The sequence below is a fragment of the Methanobrevibacter sp. genome, from assembly GCF_045130115.1.
In the GTDB taxonomy this organism is placed as follows: domain Archaea; phylum Methanobacteriota; class Methanobacteria; order Methanobacteriales; family Methanobacteriaceae; genus Methanocatella.
Window position 1 is genome coordinate 1 of the sequence record NZ_JBGUPC010000005.1, and the last position, 17,335, is coordinate 17,335.

Below are 17,335 nucleotides of genomic sequence, written 5' to 3' on the forward strand. Positions count from 1 at the left end.
ATTCCAACGGTTGTTGTACCTTCTAGTATTTTATCATCCATTTAAATACACCTCATATAAGTATTTAAAATATCTAATTTCAACTACTCATAGGTTAATTTAACAAAATATAAACTAATCTAGCGATTAATTTTATTTAAAATCAGAATCAATAATTAGTATAAACTAACAATATTAATATTAACTATTTGCATATATAAACTTTTCTTTTGTGAGGGTGTAGATGAAATATAAAAAAATTGGAGATATCCTGATATTGGATAATGATTATCCTGGTGATGATTTTGAAGAGTTATCTAAAAGGCATCATGTTAAAACCATCATGAAGATAGACCATATTCAGGGAACTAAAAGAGAGCCGGTTTATAAGGTTCTTTACGGCAGCGAAACTGAAACAATCAATAAGGAAAATGGTTGTCTGTTTAAATTGGACTTGTCAAAGGTAATGTGGTCAAAAGGAAACAACAACGAAAGATTAAGGATTGCCAAATTGGTGGAAGATGGGGAAACGGTAATCGACATGTTTGCGGGCATAGGCTATTTTTCCATTCCAATCGGCGTTCATGCAAACGCCCGTGAAGTCATCGCAATTGAAATCAATCCCAATTCATTTCATTTCCTTTGCGAAAATGTCAAACTGAATAAATTGGATAACATCACTCCGGTTTTGGGGGACTGTAAGGATGTCACTCCCAATTTCAAGGCTGACAGGATTATAATGGGTTATGTCAAGACAACTCATCATTACCTGAAAGTGGCCATTGGCAGTTTAAATGAAGGGGGAATTCTTCATTATCATGAAACGGTTCCCGAAAAGTTAATGAATACTCGGCCGATTGAAAGAATCATTTCTGAAGCTGGCGACCGTGATGTTGAGTTATTGAAAATAAATAAAGTAAAAAAATACTCTCCGGGAGTATGGCATGTTGTTATTGATGTCCGGATAGATTAGAGATCTTTTCTAACAATTTGTCATTCAGCCATTCTTTGTTGACGTATTTGTCATATACGCATAGCCTTTCAATTAGTTCAAAGCCATCATCTTCAGTCAGTTTTCTAAGCTCATCGATTCCAGGCCATGGGGATGTGATATTAACGTAATCCGGACTTATCGGTGAAACGCCGCCCCAATCATCAGCACCGCACAGTAGGAATACCTGTGCAGTATCATTGTTCAGATTAGGAGGAACTTGAATACTGACGTCTGTATCTTTAAATAACAATCTGGCTGCGGTAACAGTTCTAATCATGTCCAAAAAGCTTGGTTCTGGCCAATCTTCCATTTCAATCCCAGGTATAGGTGTGAAATTTTGAATGATGACTTCCTGTATATGGCCATACTTGTCATACAGGTCTCTTATGGCAAGCAGGGATTCGGCCACTTCTTCATGGGTTTCGCCAATTCCAATCAGGATTCCTGTTGTGTATGGAATCTTAAGTTTTCCTGCATTTTCTATGGTTTCCAATCTGATTTTCGGATCTTTGCCCGGACTTTTATTGTGGGCAGGCAGTTCCATCAGTCTTGAAGATGAATTTTCAAGCATCAATCCCATTGAAGCATTGACCTCTTTAAGCCTTTTCAAATCTTCATAAGAGTAATTTCCGCCGTTTGTATGTGGCAGAAGAGAAGTTTCATCCAATGTCATCTGACAGATGTCGACGACATAATCGACCATTCTTTCATAGCCATATTCAGCCAATTTTAAACGAACGGCCTCTTCTTCATCAGCATCTTCGCCGAATGTAAACAAGGCTTCCTTGCACCCATATTTTTCAGCTTCTTTCAAATCATTTAAGACTTCCTCTTTGCTTTTTAAAAGAATCACATCTGGATCATCAGGATGCTTTTTAAAATTACAATATCCGCAGTCATTTCTGCAGATTTCAGTCAATGGTATGAAAATATTTTTAGAATAAGTAATAAGATTATTCTCCCTATATTGAACTGTTTTTGACATGTATTTAAGGATTTCACTATCAGTAGCATTTAATATTTGGAGAATATCCTCTTTAGTTAAATTTGTTGTCATGTTTAATCTTCACGTTCAGAAACGGTAACTTCCACATAAAGCGGAGGGATTTCATTTTTGTCTTCCCAAATTGCAATAATAACATCAAAGTTTGGAAGTTCAAACACTTTGTATTCAACAACAAGACCCATGGATTCCAGTTCCTCTTTCATTCTCATGAATCCCTTGCTGTCGACATCGCTTGTAACGTTTTCGCTTCTTTTGATGTTTTTATCTCCCACTTCAAGAATTTCTGAAATTTTTTCAGATGTGGCATCCAATTCAGTTCCGCCTAGAATTTCGCCAATTTCTGCAAGCTTTGATTCGAATTCGTCGAGGGGCAGAACTTTTCTGGATCTGCCTCTAACAATCAATATCCTTTCGTTATCTATTGCAGGTCTTGAACCTTTAAAGGCATCGAAAAATCCCATTACCTGACCTGCAAGTTCATAAGTCTTTTTCATCAAATCATATCCTTAGATATTCAATTCTTCTTTTAACTCCCCAAGGGTTGTTACTTTTTCTGCGTAAGCATTGTGTCTGTGGATACTTTCTTGATTTTCTTGACGTGCTGTAATTAGTGTATCATCTGGGAAATCAGAATATTTTTTAGCGATTTTTTCCATCATGTTTCTAACGCAATCTTCAACGAAAACAGGATTTCTGTGTGCGTTCAGCACTGTTGCGTTTTCATCAGGTCTCTTGAGTAATTCACATACTGGAGAACTCATTGAAGTTTCAATGATTTCAATCAAATCTTCCGCTTTGACATACTTGTCTTCAGGAACTTCTATCAGTAATGTTCCAATTCCCCTTTGATTGTGTGAAGCGAAAGTAACAGTATCTAGAACTTTTTGAGTTGTTTCCTCATCTAAAAATTCTAATAGTTTTGTCTTGTCTGATTCTCTGACAGATTCCTGTGCACATGGACACACTGTCATTCCAATAAGTTCTGCACCTATGCTTTTTCTAATATCTACGTTACCGTTTTTGTCTCTTAACCCAATGGCTTTGGCTTTTAGATGGGCCATTTCCTGGGTCTTGTTCTTGGTAACAGGAGATTCTTTCATGAACATAAAATCAGTTGTCATTGATATTTCAACACGTTCTGCATATTCGTGTTTAGTCATCATTCTGTCAACAATTTTTGCACATAATGATTCAACGTCTACGGTAGAGTCTTTAGCTACATCTTCGAGGACTTCACTAATGGCTTCCGGGTTCCTGGACATATGTACTCCTTTTTGATCACTTGGTAAATCTACAAATGCATCAAAGGTAGGTACTAGTATTATAGGTCTTTTATTTGTTCTTTTAAGTTGTAATAATTTTTTTACTCCAGTTACACCTACTCTTGTTAGTTTTATAGGTATATTTGGAGTATCGTCCTGAGTATCGGGTAAGCAAACTGCCAATTTTATAACCTCTATTTAAATTAATTTAAATATTATAATATTTGTAACTCTTTTTATTTAAATACTTAATAAAAATTAGGCCTGTATAGTAATATTTTTATTGCATTGAAAAAAATTTTTTACAAAAAAAGAATAAGAAATAGTTAAAAGTAGTTTAGTTTAAACCACTTTTTTTTAAACAAAATTATAAGATATTGGATGATCCCATATCTTCTTTAATAACATCAAGAACAGTTTGAGTATATGTTCTTTCTATAATTGGGTCTTTTAATAATTCTTTAATGAATGCGTTTAGTTCATTGGTGTTTCTGAATTTGGCAATTAAGAATGCGTCGTATTCTCCAGTTACATCGTAAATTCCAACAACATTTTTGTTAAAGAAGGTTTTTTCTTCCCAATTTTTAAGTTTTCCGCCTTTAACTCTCACGCCGATAATGGTGGTTAAAACGAAACCTAACTTTTCATGGTCAATGACTGGTGAGAATTTTTTAATTACTCCAGATTTCACCATTTTGTCAATACGGTTGTGAACAGTTCCAACAGAAACATCTAAACTGCGTGATATTTGTCTGTAAGAAGTTCTTACATCCTCATTAATAATTTTTAAGATGTTGATGTCAGTATCATCAAGTTTTACTATATTATCTTTAGTTTTCACCGTTTATATCTCCCTATTATATTATTTTTAAAATATTCGGCTAATTTGTAGATTAACCATATAATTTATAATAGTGTTTTTATAATATATAAAACTTGTCTATTTTTTTAATTTTTTATCAATATTTATTAAACAATAATTATATAGAAATTTTTACATTATTCCTTTTTATAAAATTTGATTGAAAGAGTAATTATGTTGGATTTTTCATGTTATAAATATATGATTTTAAAATTTATCTAAATATCATTTAACTTAATCAGAATATTTTTAATTTTTTCAATTCCTGCATCACTTTTAATGCCAATTGGGTTAAAATGGGTTCTTATGGCTTTGAAACCTTCATTTTCAAGTTCATTTAATATAAGTTCAAATTTAGGTGCACTGATTTTCAATGATTTGCATATGCTGTGAACGTCATAAAATGTTGCAGGAGCATCACATTCCACAAGGCATTTGTTCAATAGCTTTAATGCCTCTTTTTCACTGTTGATTTTCTTATTATCTGCTTCGTCAATCATTTTTTGGATAAATTCACCATCCTGAATTTTTCCCAGCCATAATGGTCCTGCATGAACTAACTTTTCACCGCAGATAGGGCAAACATCATCAATTGGGCTGGCCAGTCCGTTGCCGGTTTGCCTGTGCAGGCAGTGCTTACAATAGCTGATATACCCAATGTTTTTCAGGGATTCGTCAGTCCTTTTTGAACCTTTTTTAATTTCAAGGTATAATCTCATGTAATGTTCAGTGCTGTGTGACATTTTCACTTCAATTAATTTGGCGTATTTTGAAAGAGTGAGTGCAACAAAACCGGCCAATATTCTGATTCCTGTTTCATGGCAGTATTCGCTTTTATAAGGTTTTGAATTGTATTTTCGGATGCAGGGTTCTTCGTATGTTCCGCACAATGCTGATGTATCGGTTGCGGTAACGCACATCAGTGAGTTTCTTCTAGCACAATATCCTGCAGAGTCTAGAAATGGTGAGGGTGTGCCGAATGGATCTATGTCGATGACATCGAATTCTCCACGTTTCATCCTCAAGAACATGCTGGCGTCATGCTGGTATACATGAACATCATTTAAGTTGTTCAGTTCAATGTTGTGCCTTTCATAATGATTCGCTGTTTCGCTTATGTCATTGATTGAAACCTCGCCGACACCATCAATCTCATTTTTATATCTCACGCCTCTGATTCCACTTCCTCCAAACAAATCGCAAATGTTTATTTCACGGTCTTGTTCTTTTTGAAATGTTTGTATTGCAAGAATAGATAAGTCTCTATTCAGTTCCATATGAGGATTGTAAAATACGGGTGCAGCTGATGAAACCTTTTCGTATTCGGGAAATTCGATTTTTGTCAATCCCTCTTCGATACTAACTATTTTATATTCGTCCATTACTTCTCACTCTTAGTTTTTTTTTAATAACTATATTTCAATATTATTATATTTAAATAATCCCATTGGAAATATCTCATACTTTTCTTTCTAGGCCTTATATCCGTGGTTTGTAGTATTAATAACTTTTTTTTCAGAGTGTGTTCAAATTATCAGAATTTAAGCTATTTCACAAAATCTTAAAAACACAATTTACAATTTGTGCAAATCAGCTCAAATACAATAAAAATAATGATTTCTACAAAGCCTTAAAAAATTTACATAATGCCAATTGGCATAAATATACAACATGAGCAAAGACCGTGGAAGCATGAAGGGAACATACTTCATCTCTTCAATTTCAACAACTTCACATCTTGTTGAATATGGAGTATTATCAATTTTTACTCATTGTTATACTCCCCCATATGATAGATTAATATATCATAACACAATATATATCTAAATAGAGCGAGCATTTGATTAGTAATAACTTTTATTACTTGAAATGTGTAAGTAATATTTTAAATTTTATTTAAATATTAACATGATAATTTAATTAAATTGGTGATAATTTTGTCAGATATTAAAGTTCCCATTGCTAAACCAATAATTGGTGAAGAAGAAATTGAAAATGTAGTTGAAGTATTGAAATCAGGAATGATTGCTCAAGGTCCAAAAGTTGAGGAATTTGAGCAGGAATTTGCTGATTGGGTTGGAGCAGAATATGGTATTGCTGTCAATTCCGGAACTGCAGCGTTACATGTTGCATTGCTTTCATGTGACATTGGCCCGGGAGATGAGGTAATAACAACTCCATTCACATTCATTGCTAGTGGGAATTCAATTGTATATACTGGTGCAAAGCCTGTATTTGCAGACATAGATTTAAAAACTTACACTTTAAATCCGGATTCAATTGAAGATTTAATAACTGAAAATACTAAGGCCATCATGCCTGTCCAGTTATATGGTCAAGCTGCCGATATGGATAGAATCAATAGGATAGCTGAAAAATATGGATTAATCGTCATTGAAGACGCTGCACAAGCCCATGGAGCAACTTTCAATGGTCAAAAGGTTGGAAGTATTGGGGACATGTCCTGTTTTAGTTTTTACCCAACAAAAAATATGACTACCTCTGAGGGAGGAATTATCACCACTGATGATGAAGAGTTGGCTGACAGCGCAAGAATGTTCAGGGCGCATGGGGCAACAATGAGATATCACCACAATGCAATTGGTTACAACTTTAGAATGACAGATATTTCTGCAGCGATTGGCCTTGCGCAATTGAAAAAAATTGATGAGTTCAATGATAAAAGGATTGCCAATGCAGCATACTTGAATGAAGGTCTAAAAGATGTTGATGGGGTTATCACTCCGTATTGTGCTGAAGGATCCAAACATGTATACCATCAATACACAATCATGGTTGAAAAAGGGGACCGTGATGATTGGGTTGACATAATTAATGATTGTGGTGTTGGAACCGGAATTCACTATCCAATTCCATTATATAATCAACCAATCTATAGGACTTTAGGCTTTGAAGGATATTGTCAGAATGCAGAACTTGCAGCTGATAATGTAATTTCCCTGCCTGTCCATCCATCATTAACCCAAGAAGATTTGGATGCTGTTATTGATGCAGTAAAAACTGCTTCTAATGAGTTAGATTAAATTCTAACTTTTATCTCTTTTTTTTTAAATCAATTCTCTTATTTCAACATTTCGTTCACTGTATCTACTTTTGCATCCAAAGTCCTGTTTTCTAAATCTCTTCTGTCATCAACTTTTATGACGGTATACACTCTGCCGATTCCAAGTTCAAAAATGGCCTCTTGAGCGGTAGCTATTGCAGAGTATAACTCTTCAAGACTTTCCGCTTCTATTTGTGTTCCCATACCGGTTAATTGGTAGTTAAGTCCGGAATCTTTAATTGACTGTACTGCGGCAGTTACATAATCCTTACATTCAGTAGTTTCGGTTCCTACTGGTAATATTGCAAAATCACAAGTTATCATTTTTTCACCTATAACCTATTTATTTATCTTATTATAAATTAATTTAGTAATGGTTAAGTTAGACAAAGACGAATTTAATGAAATGATTTTTACAAGAATCAATAACCTGATTCGTGATTATGAGTTAATAAAAGAAGGCGAATTGATAGCTGTTGCATTGTCTGGTGGTAAGGATAGTGTATTGACTTTGCATGCCTTGAAGAATTATCAGAAATTTCTGGATTTTGATTTGGTTGCAGTCAGCGTTGATGAGGGCATTGAAGGATACAGGCAGCATGGTATTGATTCGGCTGTCAGAAATGCCAGTGATTTGAACGTAAAGCTCGTCCAAAAGTCATTCAAAGCTGAAGAGGGTTTTGCCTTGGATGACATTTATTCTGATTTTAAAAGTGCTTGCATTCCATGCGGAGTATTCAGAAGAAATATTTTGAATAAAACTGCATATGAGTTGGGTGCAGATAAAATAGCTACTGGCCATAATCTTGATGATGAAATACAGTCTTTTTTAATGAGTTTTGCTCGTGGGGATACCATCAAATTTTCCAAATTCGGTCCGGAACTTGACGTGATCCATCCCAAACTAGTTCCAAGAATCAAGCCGTTGTGGAACACCCCGGAAAAGGAAGTTGGAATGTGGGCTGTAATAAACAATATTGATATTCATCTGGATGAGTGTCCGTATTCCCATCTGTCCCTAAGGGCTAAAATCAAGGAATTTTTAAATGTAAGTGAAGACAATTATCCTGGTGTAAAAAATAATGTGATGGAGTCATTTAAACAGATTTTAATGTTTGAAAATGATGTAACTCCAAGCCTTAATGAATGTGAGGTCTGCGGTGAGCCGACTTCCTCTAACATTTGCAAGGCCTGTGAGTTAAAAGATTTAATTTCTCAGAATTGCGAAAGCCATATAGATTACAAATAAAGCAACTAGAATAGCTCCCTCTTTTTTGTCATATTTGTCCTGTGTCTTGCCGAATACGAAACATAATATGGTAACAAATAACATGAACAGGACGTCAATGAGCATACTTGAGTCAAGAGGTATTGCACTTATTGCACTGCTTGCACCAAGTACGAACAATATGTTAAATATGTTTGAGCCTATTACATTACCTATGACCAACTGGTTTTCCCCTTTCTTTAAAGCGGTAAGTGAGGTCACAAGTTCAGGTAAAGAGGTACCGATTGCCACAATGGTTAAACCTACCAATGTTTCACTCATTCCGAATGCTATTGCTATAGCTGAAGCGCTGTCTACAACCAAATCTCCACCAATTATGATACCTGCAAGTCCTACAAGTATGAAAACAATGCTGTATGGGAGACTGTATTTTGGTTTTTCGACATCACTTGCTCCTCCGGATTTTCTAGTGTCATAAACAAGATATGCAATATATGCAATCATGATGACAAGTAAAATTATTCCTTCAATGTTTGTTATGTCCCATCCTATTATGATGAAAACCGCCCATAATATGGTAATTCCTACAAGGAAGGGCAAATCTTTATCAAGAACCTTTTTTTCCATTAATAGTTCACTTAAAAGTGCAGCAATACCAATAACCATTAGTATATTAAACAGATTGCTTCCAATTACGTTACTCACAGCCATTGCATTGCTTCCAGTAATGGATGAAGTAATGGAAACTGCTGCTTCGGGAGCGCTTGTTCCCAATGCTACAATTGTCAAACCAACAATGATTGTAGGTATCTTTAAAAGAGAAGCGATACTGCTGGCCCCATCAACAAAAAAGTCAGATCCTTTAATCAAAAATACAAATCCTACAAGTAATAAAACAACTTGTATTATTATTGATGTATCCATGTTCTATTCCTCATTAATTTCTTCTTCAGGCCCCAAGTCAGTAACGATAACCTTATCGATTTGATGGCCGTCCATATCTATAATTTCAAAGATGAACCTTCCACATTCAAATGTGTCTTCCTCATCAGGAATTGTACCGCTTATGCTTAGTATGAAACCTGCCAATGTGGTATAGTTATCTTCTTCTTCATCAGGTAATGAATCTTTAAAGTCAAATAATTCCTTAAATTTATTAATAGGATATCTTCCGTCGATAAGCCATGTGCCGTCTGCTCTTTGAATCGCTTCAGGCTCATCTTCCTCATCAATTCCAGGAATGTCCCCTACAATTCCTTCAAGCAAATCGTTCAATGTGATTAATCCTTCTACACTTCCAAATTCATCAACCACAAGTGACATGTGGACATATTCCTGATTTTCCTTAAATTCCTTAAGCAGTTCCAATGTTTCAAGATGCTCGGAAACCACTAATGGTTCCTTCACGATTTTGTGAACATCAAATTCATCATCAGTAAACATTGCTGAGAGGATGTCCTTTGCCTGAACGACTCCAATGAAATCATCAAGTTCTCCGGATGCTATAGGGAAAATTGACCTTTTACTTTCGATAATTTTTATCTTATTGATTTCCCTGTCATCCTCCAAATCAATCCAGATTATCTCGTTTCTAGGAGTCATTATGCTTTCGACTTTTTGGTCATCAAGTTTGAAAACCCTTTTGATGATGTCCTCTTCCTCTTTTTCAATGGTTCCGTCTTCTCTTCCTTCCTTAATCATAAGTTCGATTTCTTCTTCGGTTACAACATCTTCACTTTTATCTTCAATTCTCATCAACCATAAAAGAAAACGGCTTGATTTGGCTAAAATGAAACTCACAGGCTTTGAAACCTTTTCAAGAACCACCATGCTTTTTGCAACTTTCAGGGCAATTCTTTCAGGGTCATTCAATGCAATGACCTTTGGCACAATCTCTCCAATGACTAATGTCAGGTATGTGGTGACAATAACGACTATAGCAACACTTACAGGACCGCTATATGGTATAAATGAAATATACTGGGCTAGTGGATCAGCTAATGTTACTCCACCAAATGCACCTGTCAAAACGCCGATTAATGAAATTCCAATTTGCACTGTTGATAAGAATTCATTAGGATCTTCTAATAAATCAAAAACAATTTGAGCGTTTTTGTTTCCTTCTTCCAAGTATTTCTGCATTTTTGCCTTTCTAATGGATACGACGGCAAGTTCGGCCATTGATAAGTATCCAGTAAAAATTATTAAAACTAATATAATAATTATTTTGAGTGTCGTCCCAATCATTTTTAACAAACCATTAAAACTATTTTAGTTCGCTGGCTCTCATAAAGCCAGTGTTTCCATATATTTTGTCTTGCATTTCCTGAACTGCTTCGGAAGCTTCTTCTCTTGTGGCTACCTTTTGGAAAATACGTCTTGATTTAACTTTCAAGGTCTTTCCGCATACGCATTTGCGTGTAGCAACTCCTTCCTTTGCATATAATGCTCTTCCACAGTCACAACGAAATATTAAATACATGGTCTTTCCATTTATAAAATCAATAGTAATTATATTATTATCAATATATTATTTAAAATTAATTATTACATCCCGAATATTTTCATGAATAATGGTATGAAAACTTTGGAAGGCAAAATTACCAAGGTCGCAATGCTGACTCCAAGGTTAGTTCCAATGACTACCAGCAGTATTCTGAATATGTTATTGTGCCATAGGTCCTTAAAACTTTCAATATGAGCGAGATTCTTGATGTCGCTTTGTCTTACTTTTCTGAACTTGGCTTCACACAATCCTGAAAACCATCCTGCTGCAAGCAATGGGTGTATGATGGTCAGTGGAGCAACCACTCCTCCAACAATTGCGGACTGGATTTTAGACCCTGAAAGGATTGATCCGATAAATCCCATAAGCATGCTGATGACAATGAACTCATAGAGGTTCCCTGTGATGTTTATCCCGCTAAAATATGCCAGAAAAAATATCACAACAAACAAAATAGGAATCAATGCCAAAATTATTTTTGCCCATGGAATTCCATTTTTTTCCTTGATTACTTCCAAATCCCTTAAATTTGGCAATGTTTCAGGGTTGTCCAAGTATCTTTCGATTCCAGGCTTGTGTCCTGCTCCGACAACTGCAATGACGTGGTCCTGTGGGATTCTCATTATGCTTCCCGCCAGGTATGCGTCCCTTTCATGAACAAGTACTTCGTGGACGCTAGGGGCTTCATCCTTAAACATTTCCATTAGTTCATCCAGGTTGTCAGGATTTTTAAGCTCCTCCACATCGACTTCCTCATCATCACCATATCCGAAAGCGGAAGCTATCAGGCTAACCATGAATTTGGCCTTTTCCATAAAGCCCATCTTATTCAGGGCCCTTTGAAGGGTAATGCTGATGTCTCTGTCGATTAGGGCAATTGGGATTCCCAAATCCTCACTGGCTTCGATGGCACCAATCATTTCTGAACCTGGTGCAACATCCAGATCCGCCCCAACCTTGGATTGGAAGTAGCTTAAAAGTGTGGTTGTGAAAAATAATCCTACCTTGTTTTCTTTGATGATTTTAGTAACTGATATGGTATCATCCTGTTCAATACCCATCATTTCCTGTTTTAATTTGGTGTATCGACCTCTGTCAAGCTCGATAGCAACCACGTCAGGTTGGTGTTCGTAGATTGCATCCTTCACTTCTTCAACACTTTCCTGTGATACGTGAGCAGTACCTATAATTTTTAAACATTCTCTTTTCAAAAAAACACTTCTTTGTAAATTTAATTATCTAATAATATTATGAAATTTAAATATATAAAGTTAATTCATTATCTTGATATATGGCAACATTGTCCGTTATGTTTCTCATCACTGACAGCTCAACATCATCCCTGTAACCGAGTTCAGTCAGTCTTTTGGCAGTTCTTGAATTTAGAAATGCTTCCTTTGCCAATTCATAGTCTCTGGTTGCTAAAATTGCAGTTTGTGCATATTCGCTCAACTCGCATTCTTCCAGATTCTCACTTATCCAGTACAAAATCTCGCCTGCGGCCAGATAATCTTCGATTGCAAATTTTCCTTTCACTCCGGCCATGACTACATCAATATGATCGGTTGCTAACTGAATACTTTTTTTCCCGGCGGATTCAGCATTGACCATTGAACCCACCAGCACTTTTGAGTTCATTTTTTCAAGGATTCTGGTTCCGTTGGTAGTTGTTAGAATCAGGGTGTCTTCAGAAGCTTTAAAATCCTTTATGGCAGAAGGGCTGTTTCCAATATCAAAACCTTCAATTTGCTTTCCGTTTCGCTCGCCTGCAAGGGTTCCCCCAACCTTTTCCTTCAAGTCCAAAGCCTCTTCGGGAGTAAAACATGGAATTATCCTTTTGAAATTGTTCAACGCCAGTGTTATTGTTGTGCTTGCCCTCAGGGCGTCAACCATGATGGAAACGTCACTGCTTGAACTTTCCTCAAAACTCAATGTCACCTTCATGAAGTAATTTATATTGAAATAATTATATAAATAATATTCATGAAGATAGTCACAACCCCAATGTGTGAAGAAATCGTAAGGCTTGCAGGCATCAAAGATTATGCCGTAAACAAGTTTCCCCAAAAAGGTGAGGGGGATTTGGCAGTTCTGCTTTCAGAAAGCAGAGTTGAAATGGATGCAATTCAAATCAAAATCAATACCTCCACACAGATTTTTGAAAGCATCAAAAAGATTTCTGGCCTTGCAGGCAATGAACAGAGCGATGAGGAAATATTGTCCTATTTTGATGATTATGAACTTTGCATGAAATACCTGAATTCGGATTTCAAAAGGGATGTGAATGTAAAGGTATATTCTGAATTTTTAAAGGACATAGTTTCAGATGTAGGTTTCAATATCGTTACTGATGGCTTTGATTATGTGATATATCCAGATTATTTAAAGGATAATGTCATAGAAACCGAAAACACTGTTGAAATCCCGTCACATAATTCAGTTTCCAAAAATCCCTTTGATAAGGCAGAATTGAGATATGGCATTTTAGAAAATTTAATATAATATATAAATTATAAATCTATTTATCACAATTGCATTTTTTGAGAGTGTTAGAGATGTATGAAACATTGATATTTACTGGTGGAGTTCACAAAAGTGAAGAGATAAGAGAACTTATTGAAGATTTGGGAGGATTTATTCTTCAGGACAGCATTCAACAGATGGAACTGGTCTTGAACATGGCTGTTCCTCTGGAAGATGTTGACAAGATTGAAGAAAAATCCAAAGAGTTATTGGCAAAGTTATCTGTTGCTCCTATGGCAGGTTCTGAAATAGCTATTGTCTCACCAACACTTGCAAGGCATCATTTACCTCACGCTGCATGTGACATTTCCGAGTATTTGCGTGAATATGGTGCAAAGGATAATATGATTGGTCTTGCAAGGGGAGACGGCAAAGGAACTTCAGGAATCACTGAAGAGGAACGTGATTTGATTGAAGAGCATGACATTGCCATTTTTGCTTTAGGCAGCTTTGAAAACTGCATCAAGGAAAAGGCTTTCCTTTATGATAATATTGACATACCTGTAATTGTGACAGGGGCGCCTGAAATCGATGTCAGTGAGCTTCCAGGTGCTGATGCATATGTTGGAGGCCTTGGAAGAATACCAAGAAGGCTCAGAAGAGGTCCGGACATTCGTGCACTTGATAAGCTAGTTGAAACTATCGAACAGATTTTAAGTGACAAGAAACGTGAGATGACTCTTGATCCACCATTAGTGCCATCCATCGTTGTAAAAAATGCAATTGAAAATCAGATTAGAGAAATCAAGGATGTTATTTCTCCGGCACCGGTAACTTCACAGCTTAATGGTGTACGTGTAAAATTGAATTATGACACCTATGCCGAAGACATCGGAAACGTTGTCATTGACGGCAAGAAGTTATCAGAAATTGCCGAGATTAAAAAATCAAAAATGTATGATTATATCTTGGTGAAAATTAATAGTGAGAGTTCTCTTGTTGAGGATTCTGACTAACTCTCTTTTTTTTTAAATTCTTCTCATACCAAAGAAGTTGACTGCATCAACCAAATCGTTGAACTGTTCCAGTTCCCTTTCTATGACATTTTCATCAGTCATGTCAATGCTCAGTTCTCCGTCCACTGTCAGGGTGTCAGGACCACGGCCGATGAGTCTGTCAACACCGTCTGCACTCAGGATTCTTTCGGCATCAAGCTGGTGAACAAAAGATCTTCCGGGAATTATGACGGAATCCTGGATTTCGGATAGATCAAGCTGCTCCAAATCCTCTTTTGTAATCAGACATGCAATTTCCTTTTCAACAGCAACGACATTTACATTGTTTTCGACGTCAATCTTGTCAAAGATCTTGCTGATGTAGGGTTCAGCTATTTTTGAGGTAATGATTGTTGCCTCGCCGGTAATTGGTTTTATGAATTGCAGGAACACTTCGTTTTCATCTTTTGCGATTGCAAATGGTCCTCCTGTTTCAGGATCACATATTGGGGTTCCGCTGACTCTGAACTTGTATTCTGAATTGATTTGCCTTACAAGCTCGCCAAAGTCTTCAACAGGCTGTGATTCAATGCCTTTTATGATAGGCTCATTGCCAAGAATCAGTCCTTCGTTGAATGTGTTGGCAAATCTCATCAAAAGCATTCCCTTTGCGCCCCATTCCTCAAGGGAGTTGCAGGTTTGCCTTAACACATCGCCGTCATTAACTCCAGGAATGATTACTGCCGCACCGGTTAGCTTAATGTTTTCACAAAATATCTGGCAGGCTTTAAGGGCCTCTTCAGGGTTAGGGTCTTTTACCCATTCCTTTCGAAGCTGGGGGTCTGTTGAAAAAACGGTAAATGAAACTTCATTGACTCCATTGTTGATTAGTCTTGTAGCCATTTCGGAGTCGCTTATGCCTTTGCCGCAGGTGTATCCCAATACTGAAGATATTGAGAACTGGTTTAGGTTGGCTGTTAAGGTTTCAAGATGAGGGTAGCAGCTTATGTCTCCTCCGCCGCTGATGTATGCGCTTACTTCTCCTTGAGGCATTCCCATCATCATTGCGGTTTGAACCTGGTTGATAACTTCAAAGGGGGACTTAAAATCTCCTTGGGTTTCGGAAACGCCTTTGCTGCATCTTTCACACCCTATTTTATTCGGTAGGCAGTGTGCACATCCGAAACTTTTCATGTCCTTTACCTTTCTGAAGTAACAGTATTTGCAAAAACCGTTACAATCCCTTCCAGGTATTCCTCCAACATCTGCTACAAGTTGCATGTTAGTTTATTTTATTTTCATTTTATTTATAAATTTCATGATTTTTTTGAAAAAATTTTTGTATTACTTTTAGTATTATTTATTACTATGAACCTTGAAAGTAATAATTTTTTATTTCCTTTAATTTTTAAAAATAAAGATTTTAATCGATTTATATGTATCAAAAGATTAATATTTTAGTTTAATTATTAATTAATTTAAAAATTTCTAAAATTTTCTAAAAAAAATAGTTTTAATTAATAATCAAAAGTATTACTTTTGAGTAATTTTTTCTTAAATGAAAAATCTTTTATTATACTTTATAAACTTTTCTAAAATATTTCATAGGTAATCTTTATATTATATCTTTTATAAAATAAAATTTGTATACCATATGGCTGGCTATTGCAAAAACTTGCTTTGTAGCTCAACTCAATTTGGCGGAAAAAATTCGCCATTGAGAGTGGTATATTAGTTAAACTCTATTTATTTAGGAGGGAAAAAATGGCAAAGTTTGATGATAAAATCGATTTATTCGATGATAGAGGCAATGAAATTGCATCTGACGTACCAATCGAAGCTATCAGTCCATTAAGAAACCCTGCAATTCAAAGCATCGTTAAAGGTGTAAAAAGAACTGTTGCAGTAAACTTAGAAGGACTCGAAAAATCTGTTAAAACAGCATCTGTTGGTGGAGACAAATCTAGAATCTTAGGTAGAGAATTAGATCTCGCTATTGTAGATAATGCAGAAGCAATTGCGGACAAAATGAAAGAAATTATCCAAATTTCTGCAGACGATGATACTGTTGTAACACCTATTTCCGGAGGAAAAAGGTTATTAGTACAAGTACCAACTAGAAGAATTGATGTTGCTGCTGAATATTCCACAGCTCCATTATCAAGTGCTTCCGCTTTAGTACAATCTGTTATTGACGTTTGTGGTGTGGACATTTACGATGCAAACTTCGTAAAAGCTGCTGTATTAGGTAGATACCCACAATCTGTAGACTACAAAGGATCCAACATAGCAACCATGTTAGACATTCCACAAAAGCTCGAAGGTGCAGGTTACGGTTTAAGAAATGTAAAAGCAAACGACTTCGCTGCTGCTACATTGAAAAACACTTTCCAAGCTACTGCATTAGCAGCAATCTTCGAACAAACTGCAATGTTTGAAATGGCTGATGCATTAGGTTCATTTGAAAGATTACACTTATTAGGTTTAGCTTACCAAGGTTTAAACGCTGATAACTTAGTATATGATATGGTTAAAGAAAACGCAGACGGTACTGTTGGTAGTATTGTACAAGCAACTATTGCTCGTGCAGAAGCTGACGGAATTATTGCTCCTCAAGAACAATTAACCGATTTCGCTATTTACAACACTGACGACGCAGCTAAATGGAACGCATATGCTGCTGCTGGTGCTGTTGCAGCAACTATGGTTAACGTAGGTGCAGCTCGTGCTGCTCAAGGTATTCCATCTACTTTATTATACTTCAACGACAACCTTGAATTCGCTACTGGTTTACCTGGTTTAGACTATGGTAGAGCAGAAGGTGTAGCTGTAGGATTCTCCTTCTTCAGTCACTCCATTTACGGTGGTGGAGGTCCTGGTCTCTTCAATGGTAACCACGTTGTAACCAGACACAGTAAAGGATTCTGTATCCCTTGTGTAGCTGCTGCTATGTCCTTAGATGCAGGAACACAACTC

General features: G+C 36.2%; 19 protein-coding genes. 7 read left to right on the forward strand and 12 right to left on the reverse strand.

Annotated elements, in window-relative coordinates; all coding sequences use genetic code 11:
- Nucleotides 1-223: 223 nt before the first annotated feature.
- Nucleotides 224-952, forward strand: coding sequence for a class I SAM-dependent methyltransferase (locus ACJMML_RS00745; RefSeq protein ID WP_405305529.1), 729 nt, complete (start codon nucleotides 224-226; stop codon nucleotides 950-952).
- On the opposite strand, the gene cofG is transcribed toward ACJMML_RS00745, so the two are convergent.
- The 5 genes from cofG to ACJMML_RS00770 all read right to left on the reverse strand — a co-directional run bounded on the left by cofG (nucleotide 930) and on the right by ACJMML_RS00770 (nucleotide 5,485).
- Complete coding sequence (gene cofG / locus ACJMML_RS00750; RefSeq protein ID WP_405305530.1) at nucleotides 930-2,030, reverse strand: 7,8-didemethyl-8-hydroxy-5-deazariboflavin synthase subunit CofG; 1,101 nt, start codon at nucleotides 2,028-2,030, stop codon at nucleotides 930-932. The genes ACJMML_RS00745 and cofG overlap by 23 nt on opposite strands.
- Before the next feature lie 2 nt (nucleotides 2,031-2,032).
- Nucleotides 2,033-2,473, reverse strand: coding sequence for a DUF2120 family protein (locus ACJMML_RS00755; RefSeq protein WP_405305531.1), 441 nt, complete (start codon nucleotides 2,471-2,473; stop codon nucleotides 2,033-2,035).
- Nucleotides 2,474-2,485: 12 nt separating this feature from the next.
- Nucleotides 2,486-3,424 carry a GTP cyclohydrolase MptA gene (mptA, locus tag ACJMML_RS00760; RefSeq protein ID WP_405305532.1) on the reverse strand — a complete coding sequence of 313 codons (939 nt, stop codon included), beginning with the start codon at nucleotides 3,422-3,424 and terminating at the stop codon, nucleotides 2,486-2,488.
- Nucleotides 3,425-3,608: 184 nt separating this feature from the next.
- A complete protein-coding gene (locus ACJMML_RS00765) occupies nucleotides 3,609-4,082 on the reverse strand; it encodes an Lrp/AsnC family transcriptional regulator (protein ID WP_405305533.1) in 474 nt (157 codons plus the stop codon).
- A gap of 239 nt (nucleotides 4,083-4,321) precedes the next feature.
- Nucleotides 4,322-5,485 carry a tRNA (guanine(10)-N(2))-dimethyltransferase gene (locus tag ACJMML_RS00770; RefSeq protein WP_405305534.1) on the reverse strand — a complete coding sequence of 388 codons (1,164 nt, stop codon included), beginning with the start codon at nucleotides 5,483-5,485 and terminating at the stop codon, nucleotides 4,322-4,324.
- Nucleotides 5,486-5,774: 289 nt separating this feature from the next.
- Here ACJMML_RS00770 and ACJMML_RS00775 point away from each other — a divergent pair, with 289 nt between their 5' ends.
- Together ACJMML_RS00775 and ACJMML_RS00780 are read left to right on the forward strand one after the other, a co-directional pair.
- Complete coding sequence (locus ACJMML_RS00775) at nucleotides 5,775-5,930, forward strand: hypothetical protein (protein WP_405305535.1); 156 nt, start codon at nucleotides 5,775-5,777, stop codon at nucleotides 5,928-5,930.
- Between the two features lie 110 nt (nucleotides 5,931-6,040).
- A complete protein-coding gene (locus ACJMML_RS00780) occupies nucleotides 6,041-7,147 on the forward strand; it encodes a DegT/DnrJ/EryC1/StrS family aminotransferase (protein WP_405305536.1) in 1,107 nt (368 codons plus the stop codon).
- A gap of 38 nt (nucleotides 7,148-7,185) precedes the next feature.
- On the opposite strand, the gene ACJMML_RS00785 is transcribed toward ACJMML_RS00780, so the two are convergent.
- Complete coding sequence (locus tag ACJMML_RS00785) at nucleotides 7,186-7,491, reverse strand: MTH1187 family thiamine-binding protein (RefSeq protein WP_405305537.1); 306 nt, start codon at nucleotides 7,489-7,491, stop codon at nucleotides 7,186-7,188.
- 49 nt (nucleotides 7,492-7,540) lie between these two features.
- On the opposite strand from ACJMML_RS00785, the gene ACJMML_RS00790 reads away from it, so the two are divergent.
- Nucleotides 7,541-8,416: a TIGR00269 family protein gene (locus ACJMML_RS00790; protein WP_405305538.1), complete on the forward strand. Its 876-nt coding sequence runs from the start codon at nucleotides 7,541-7,543 to the stop codon at nucleotides 8,414-8,416.
- Here ACJMML_RS00790 and ACJMML_RS00795 read toward each other — a convergent pair.
- From ACJMML_RS00795 to comB, 5 genes are all read right to left on the reverse strand, one after another.
- Nucleotides 8,375-9,319 carry a calcium/sodium antiporter gene (locus ACJMML_RS00795; protein ID WP_405305539.1) on the reverse strand — a complete coding sequence of 315 codons (945 nt, stop codon included), beginning with the start codon at nucleotides 9,317-9,319 and terminating at the stop codon, nucleotides 8,375-8,377. The genes ACJMML_RS00790 and ACJMML_RS00795 overlap by 42 nt on opposite strands.
- Nucleotides 9,320-9,322: 3 nt before the next feature.
- The gene (locus ACJMML_RS00800) at nucleotides 9,323-10,642 is read right to left on the reverse strand and encodes a hemolysin family protein (RefSeq protein ID WP_405305540.1); all 1,320 of its coding nucleotides are present in this window, start codon (nucleotides 10,640-10,642) and stop codon (nucleotides 9,323-9,325) included.
- Nucleotides 10,643-10,661: 19 nt separating this feature from the next.
- Nucleotides 10,662-10,877 (reverse strand): DUF1922 domain-containing protein, encoded by a 216-nt coding sequence (locus ACJMML_RS00805; protein ID WP_330026504.1) that lies wholly within the window; start codon nucleotides 10,875-10,877, stop codon nucleotides 10,662-10,664.
- 65 nt (nucleotides 10,878-10,942) lie between these two features.
- Complete coding sequence (locus ACJMML_RS00810; RefSeq protein WP_296784407.1) at nucleotides 10,943-12,112, reverse strand: TraB/GumN family protein; 1,170 nt, start codon at nucleotides 12,110-12,112, stop codon at nucleotides 10,943-10,945.
- A 46-nt stretch (nucleotides 12,113-12,158) separates the two neighbouring features.
- Nucleotides 12,159-12,845, reverse strand: coding sequence for a 2-phosphosulfolactate phosphatase (gene comB, locus ACJMML_RS00815; RefSeq protein WP_405305541.1), 687 nt, complete (start codon nucleotides 12,843-12,845; stop codon nucleotides 12,159-12,161).
- A gap of 39 nt (nucleotides 12,846-12,884) precedes the next feature.
- On the opposite strand from comB, the gene ACJMML_RS00820 reads away from it, so the two are divergent.
- Both ACJMML_RS00820 and ACJMML_RS00825 read left to right on the forward strand, forming a co-directional pair.
- Entirely contained in the window at nucleotides 12,885-13,403 is a 519-nt protein-coding gene (locus tag ACJMML_RS00820; RefSeq protein WP_405305542.1) for a hypothetical protein, read from the forward strand.
- A 53-nt stretch (nucleotides 13,404-13,456) separates the two neighbouring features.
- Nucleotides 13,457-14,380: a methanogenesis marker 7 protein gene (locus ACJMML_RS00825; RefSeq protein WP_405298068.1), complete on the forward strand. Its 924-nt coding sequence runs from the start codon at nucleotides 13,457-13,459 to the stop codon at nucleotides 14,378-14,380.
- A gap of 12 nt (nucleotides 14,381-14,392) precedes the next feature.
- Here ACJMML_RS00825 and mmp10 read toward each other — a convergent pair whose 3' ends face one another.
- Nucleotides 14,393-15,640, reverse strand: coding sequence for a methyl coenzyme M reductase-arginine methyltransferase Mmp10 (mmp10, locus tag ACJMML_RS00830; RefSeq protein WP_405298069.1), 1,248 nt, complete (start codon nucleotides 15,638-15,640; stop codon nucleotides 14,393-14,395).
- A 483-nt stretch (nucleotides 15,641-16,123) separates the two neighbouring features.
- On the opposite strand from mmp10, the gene mcrB reads away from it, so the two are divergent.
- The coding region (mcrB, locus tag ACJMML_RS00835) for a coenzyme-B sulfoethylthiotransferase subunit beta (protein ID WP_405305543.1) at nucleotides 16,124-17,335 on the forward strand (1,212 nt) is incomplete at its 3' end.

Bases quoted from the DNA above. Each gene is read 5' to 3' on its own strand.
- comB (WP_405305541.1), bottom strand. From the start codon at position 12,845: ATGAAGGTGACATTGAGTTTTGAGGAAAGTTCAAGCAGTGACGTTTCC.
- mmp10 (WP_405298069.1), bottom strand. From the start codon at position 15,640: ATGCAACTTGTAGCAGATGTTGGAGGAATACCTGGAAGGGATTGTAAC.
- ACJMML_RS00825 (WP_405298068.1), top strand. From the start codon at position 13,457: ATGTATGAAACATTGATATTTACTGGTGGAGTTCACAAAAGTGAAGAG.
- ACJMML_RS00785 (WP_405305537.1), bottom strand. From the start codon at position 7,491: ATGATAACTTGTGATTTTGCAATATTACCAGTAGGAACCGAAACTACT.
- cofG (WP_405305530.1), bottom strand. From the start codon at position 2,030: ATGACAACAAATTTAACTAAAGAGGATATTCTCCAAATATTAAATGCT.
- ACJMML_RS00745 (WP_405305529.1), top strand. From the start codon at position 224: ATGAAATATAAAAAAATTGGAGATATCCTGATATTGGATAATGATTAT.
- ACJMML_RS00805 (WP_330026504.1), bottom strand. From the start codon at position 10,877: ATGTATTTAATATTTCGTTGTGACTGTGGAAGAGCATTATATGCAAAG.
- ACJMML_RS00795 (WP_405305539.1), bottom strand. From the start codon at position 9,319: ATGGATACATCAATAATAATACAAGTTGTTTTATTACTTGTAGGATTT.
- ACJMML_RS00790 (WP_405305538.1), top strand. From the start codon at position 7,541: ATGGTTAAGTTAGACAAAGACGAATTTAATGAAATGATTTTTACAAGA.
- ACJMML_RS00770 (WP_405305534.1), bottom strand. From the start codon at position 5,485: ATGGACGAATATAAAATAGTTAGTATCGAAGAGGGATTGACAAAAATC.
- ACJMML_RS00755 (WP_405305531.1), bottom strand. From the start codon at position 2,473: ATGAAAAAGACTTATGAACTTGCAGGTCAGGTAATGGGATTTTTCGAT.
- ACJMML_RS00800 (WP_405305540.1), bottom strand. From the start codon at position 10,642: ATGATTGGGACGACACTCAAAATAATTATTATATTAGTTTTAATAATT.
- ACJMML_RS00820 (WP_405305542.1), top strand. From the start codon at position 12,885: ATGAAGATAGTCACAACCCCAATGTGTGAAGAAATCGTAAGGCTTGCA.
- ACJMML_RS00775 (WP_405305535.1), top strand. From the start codon at position 5,775: ATGAGCAAAGACCGTGGAAGCATGAAGGGAACATACTTCATCTCTTCA.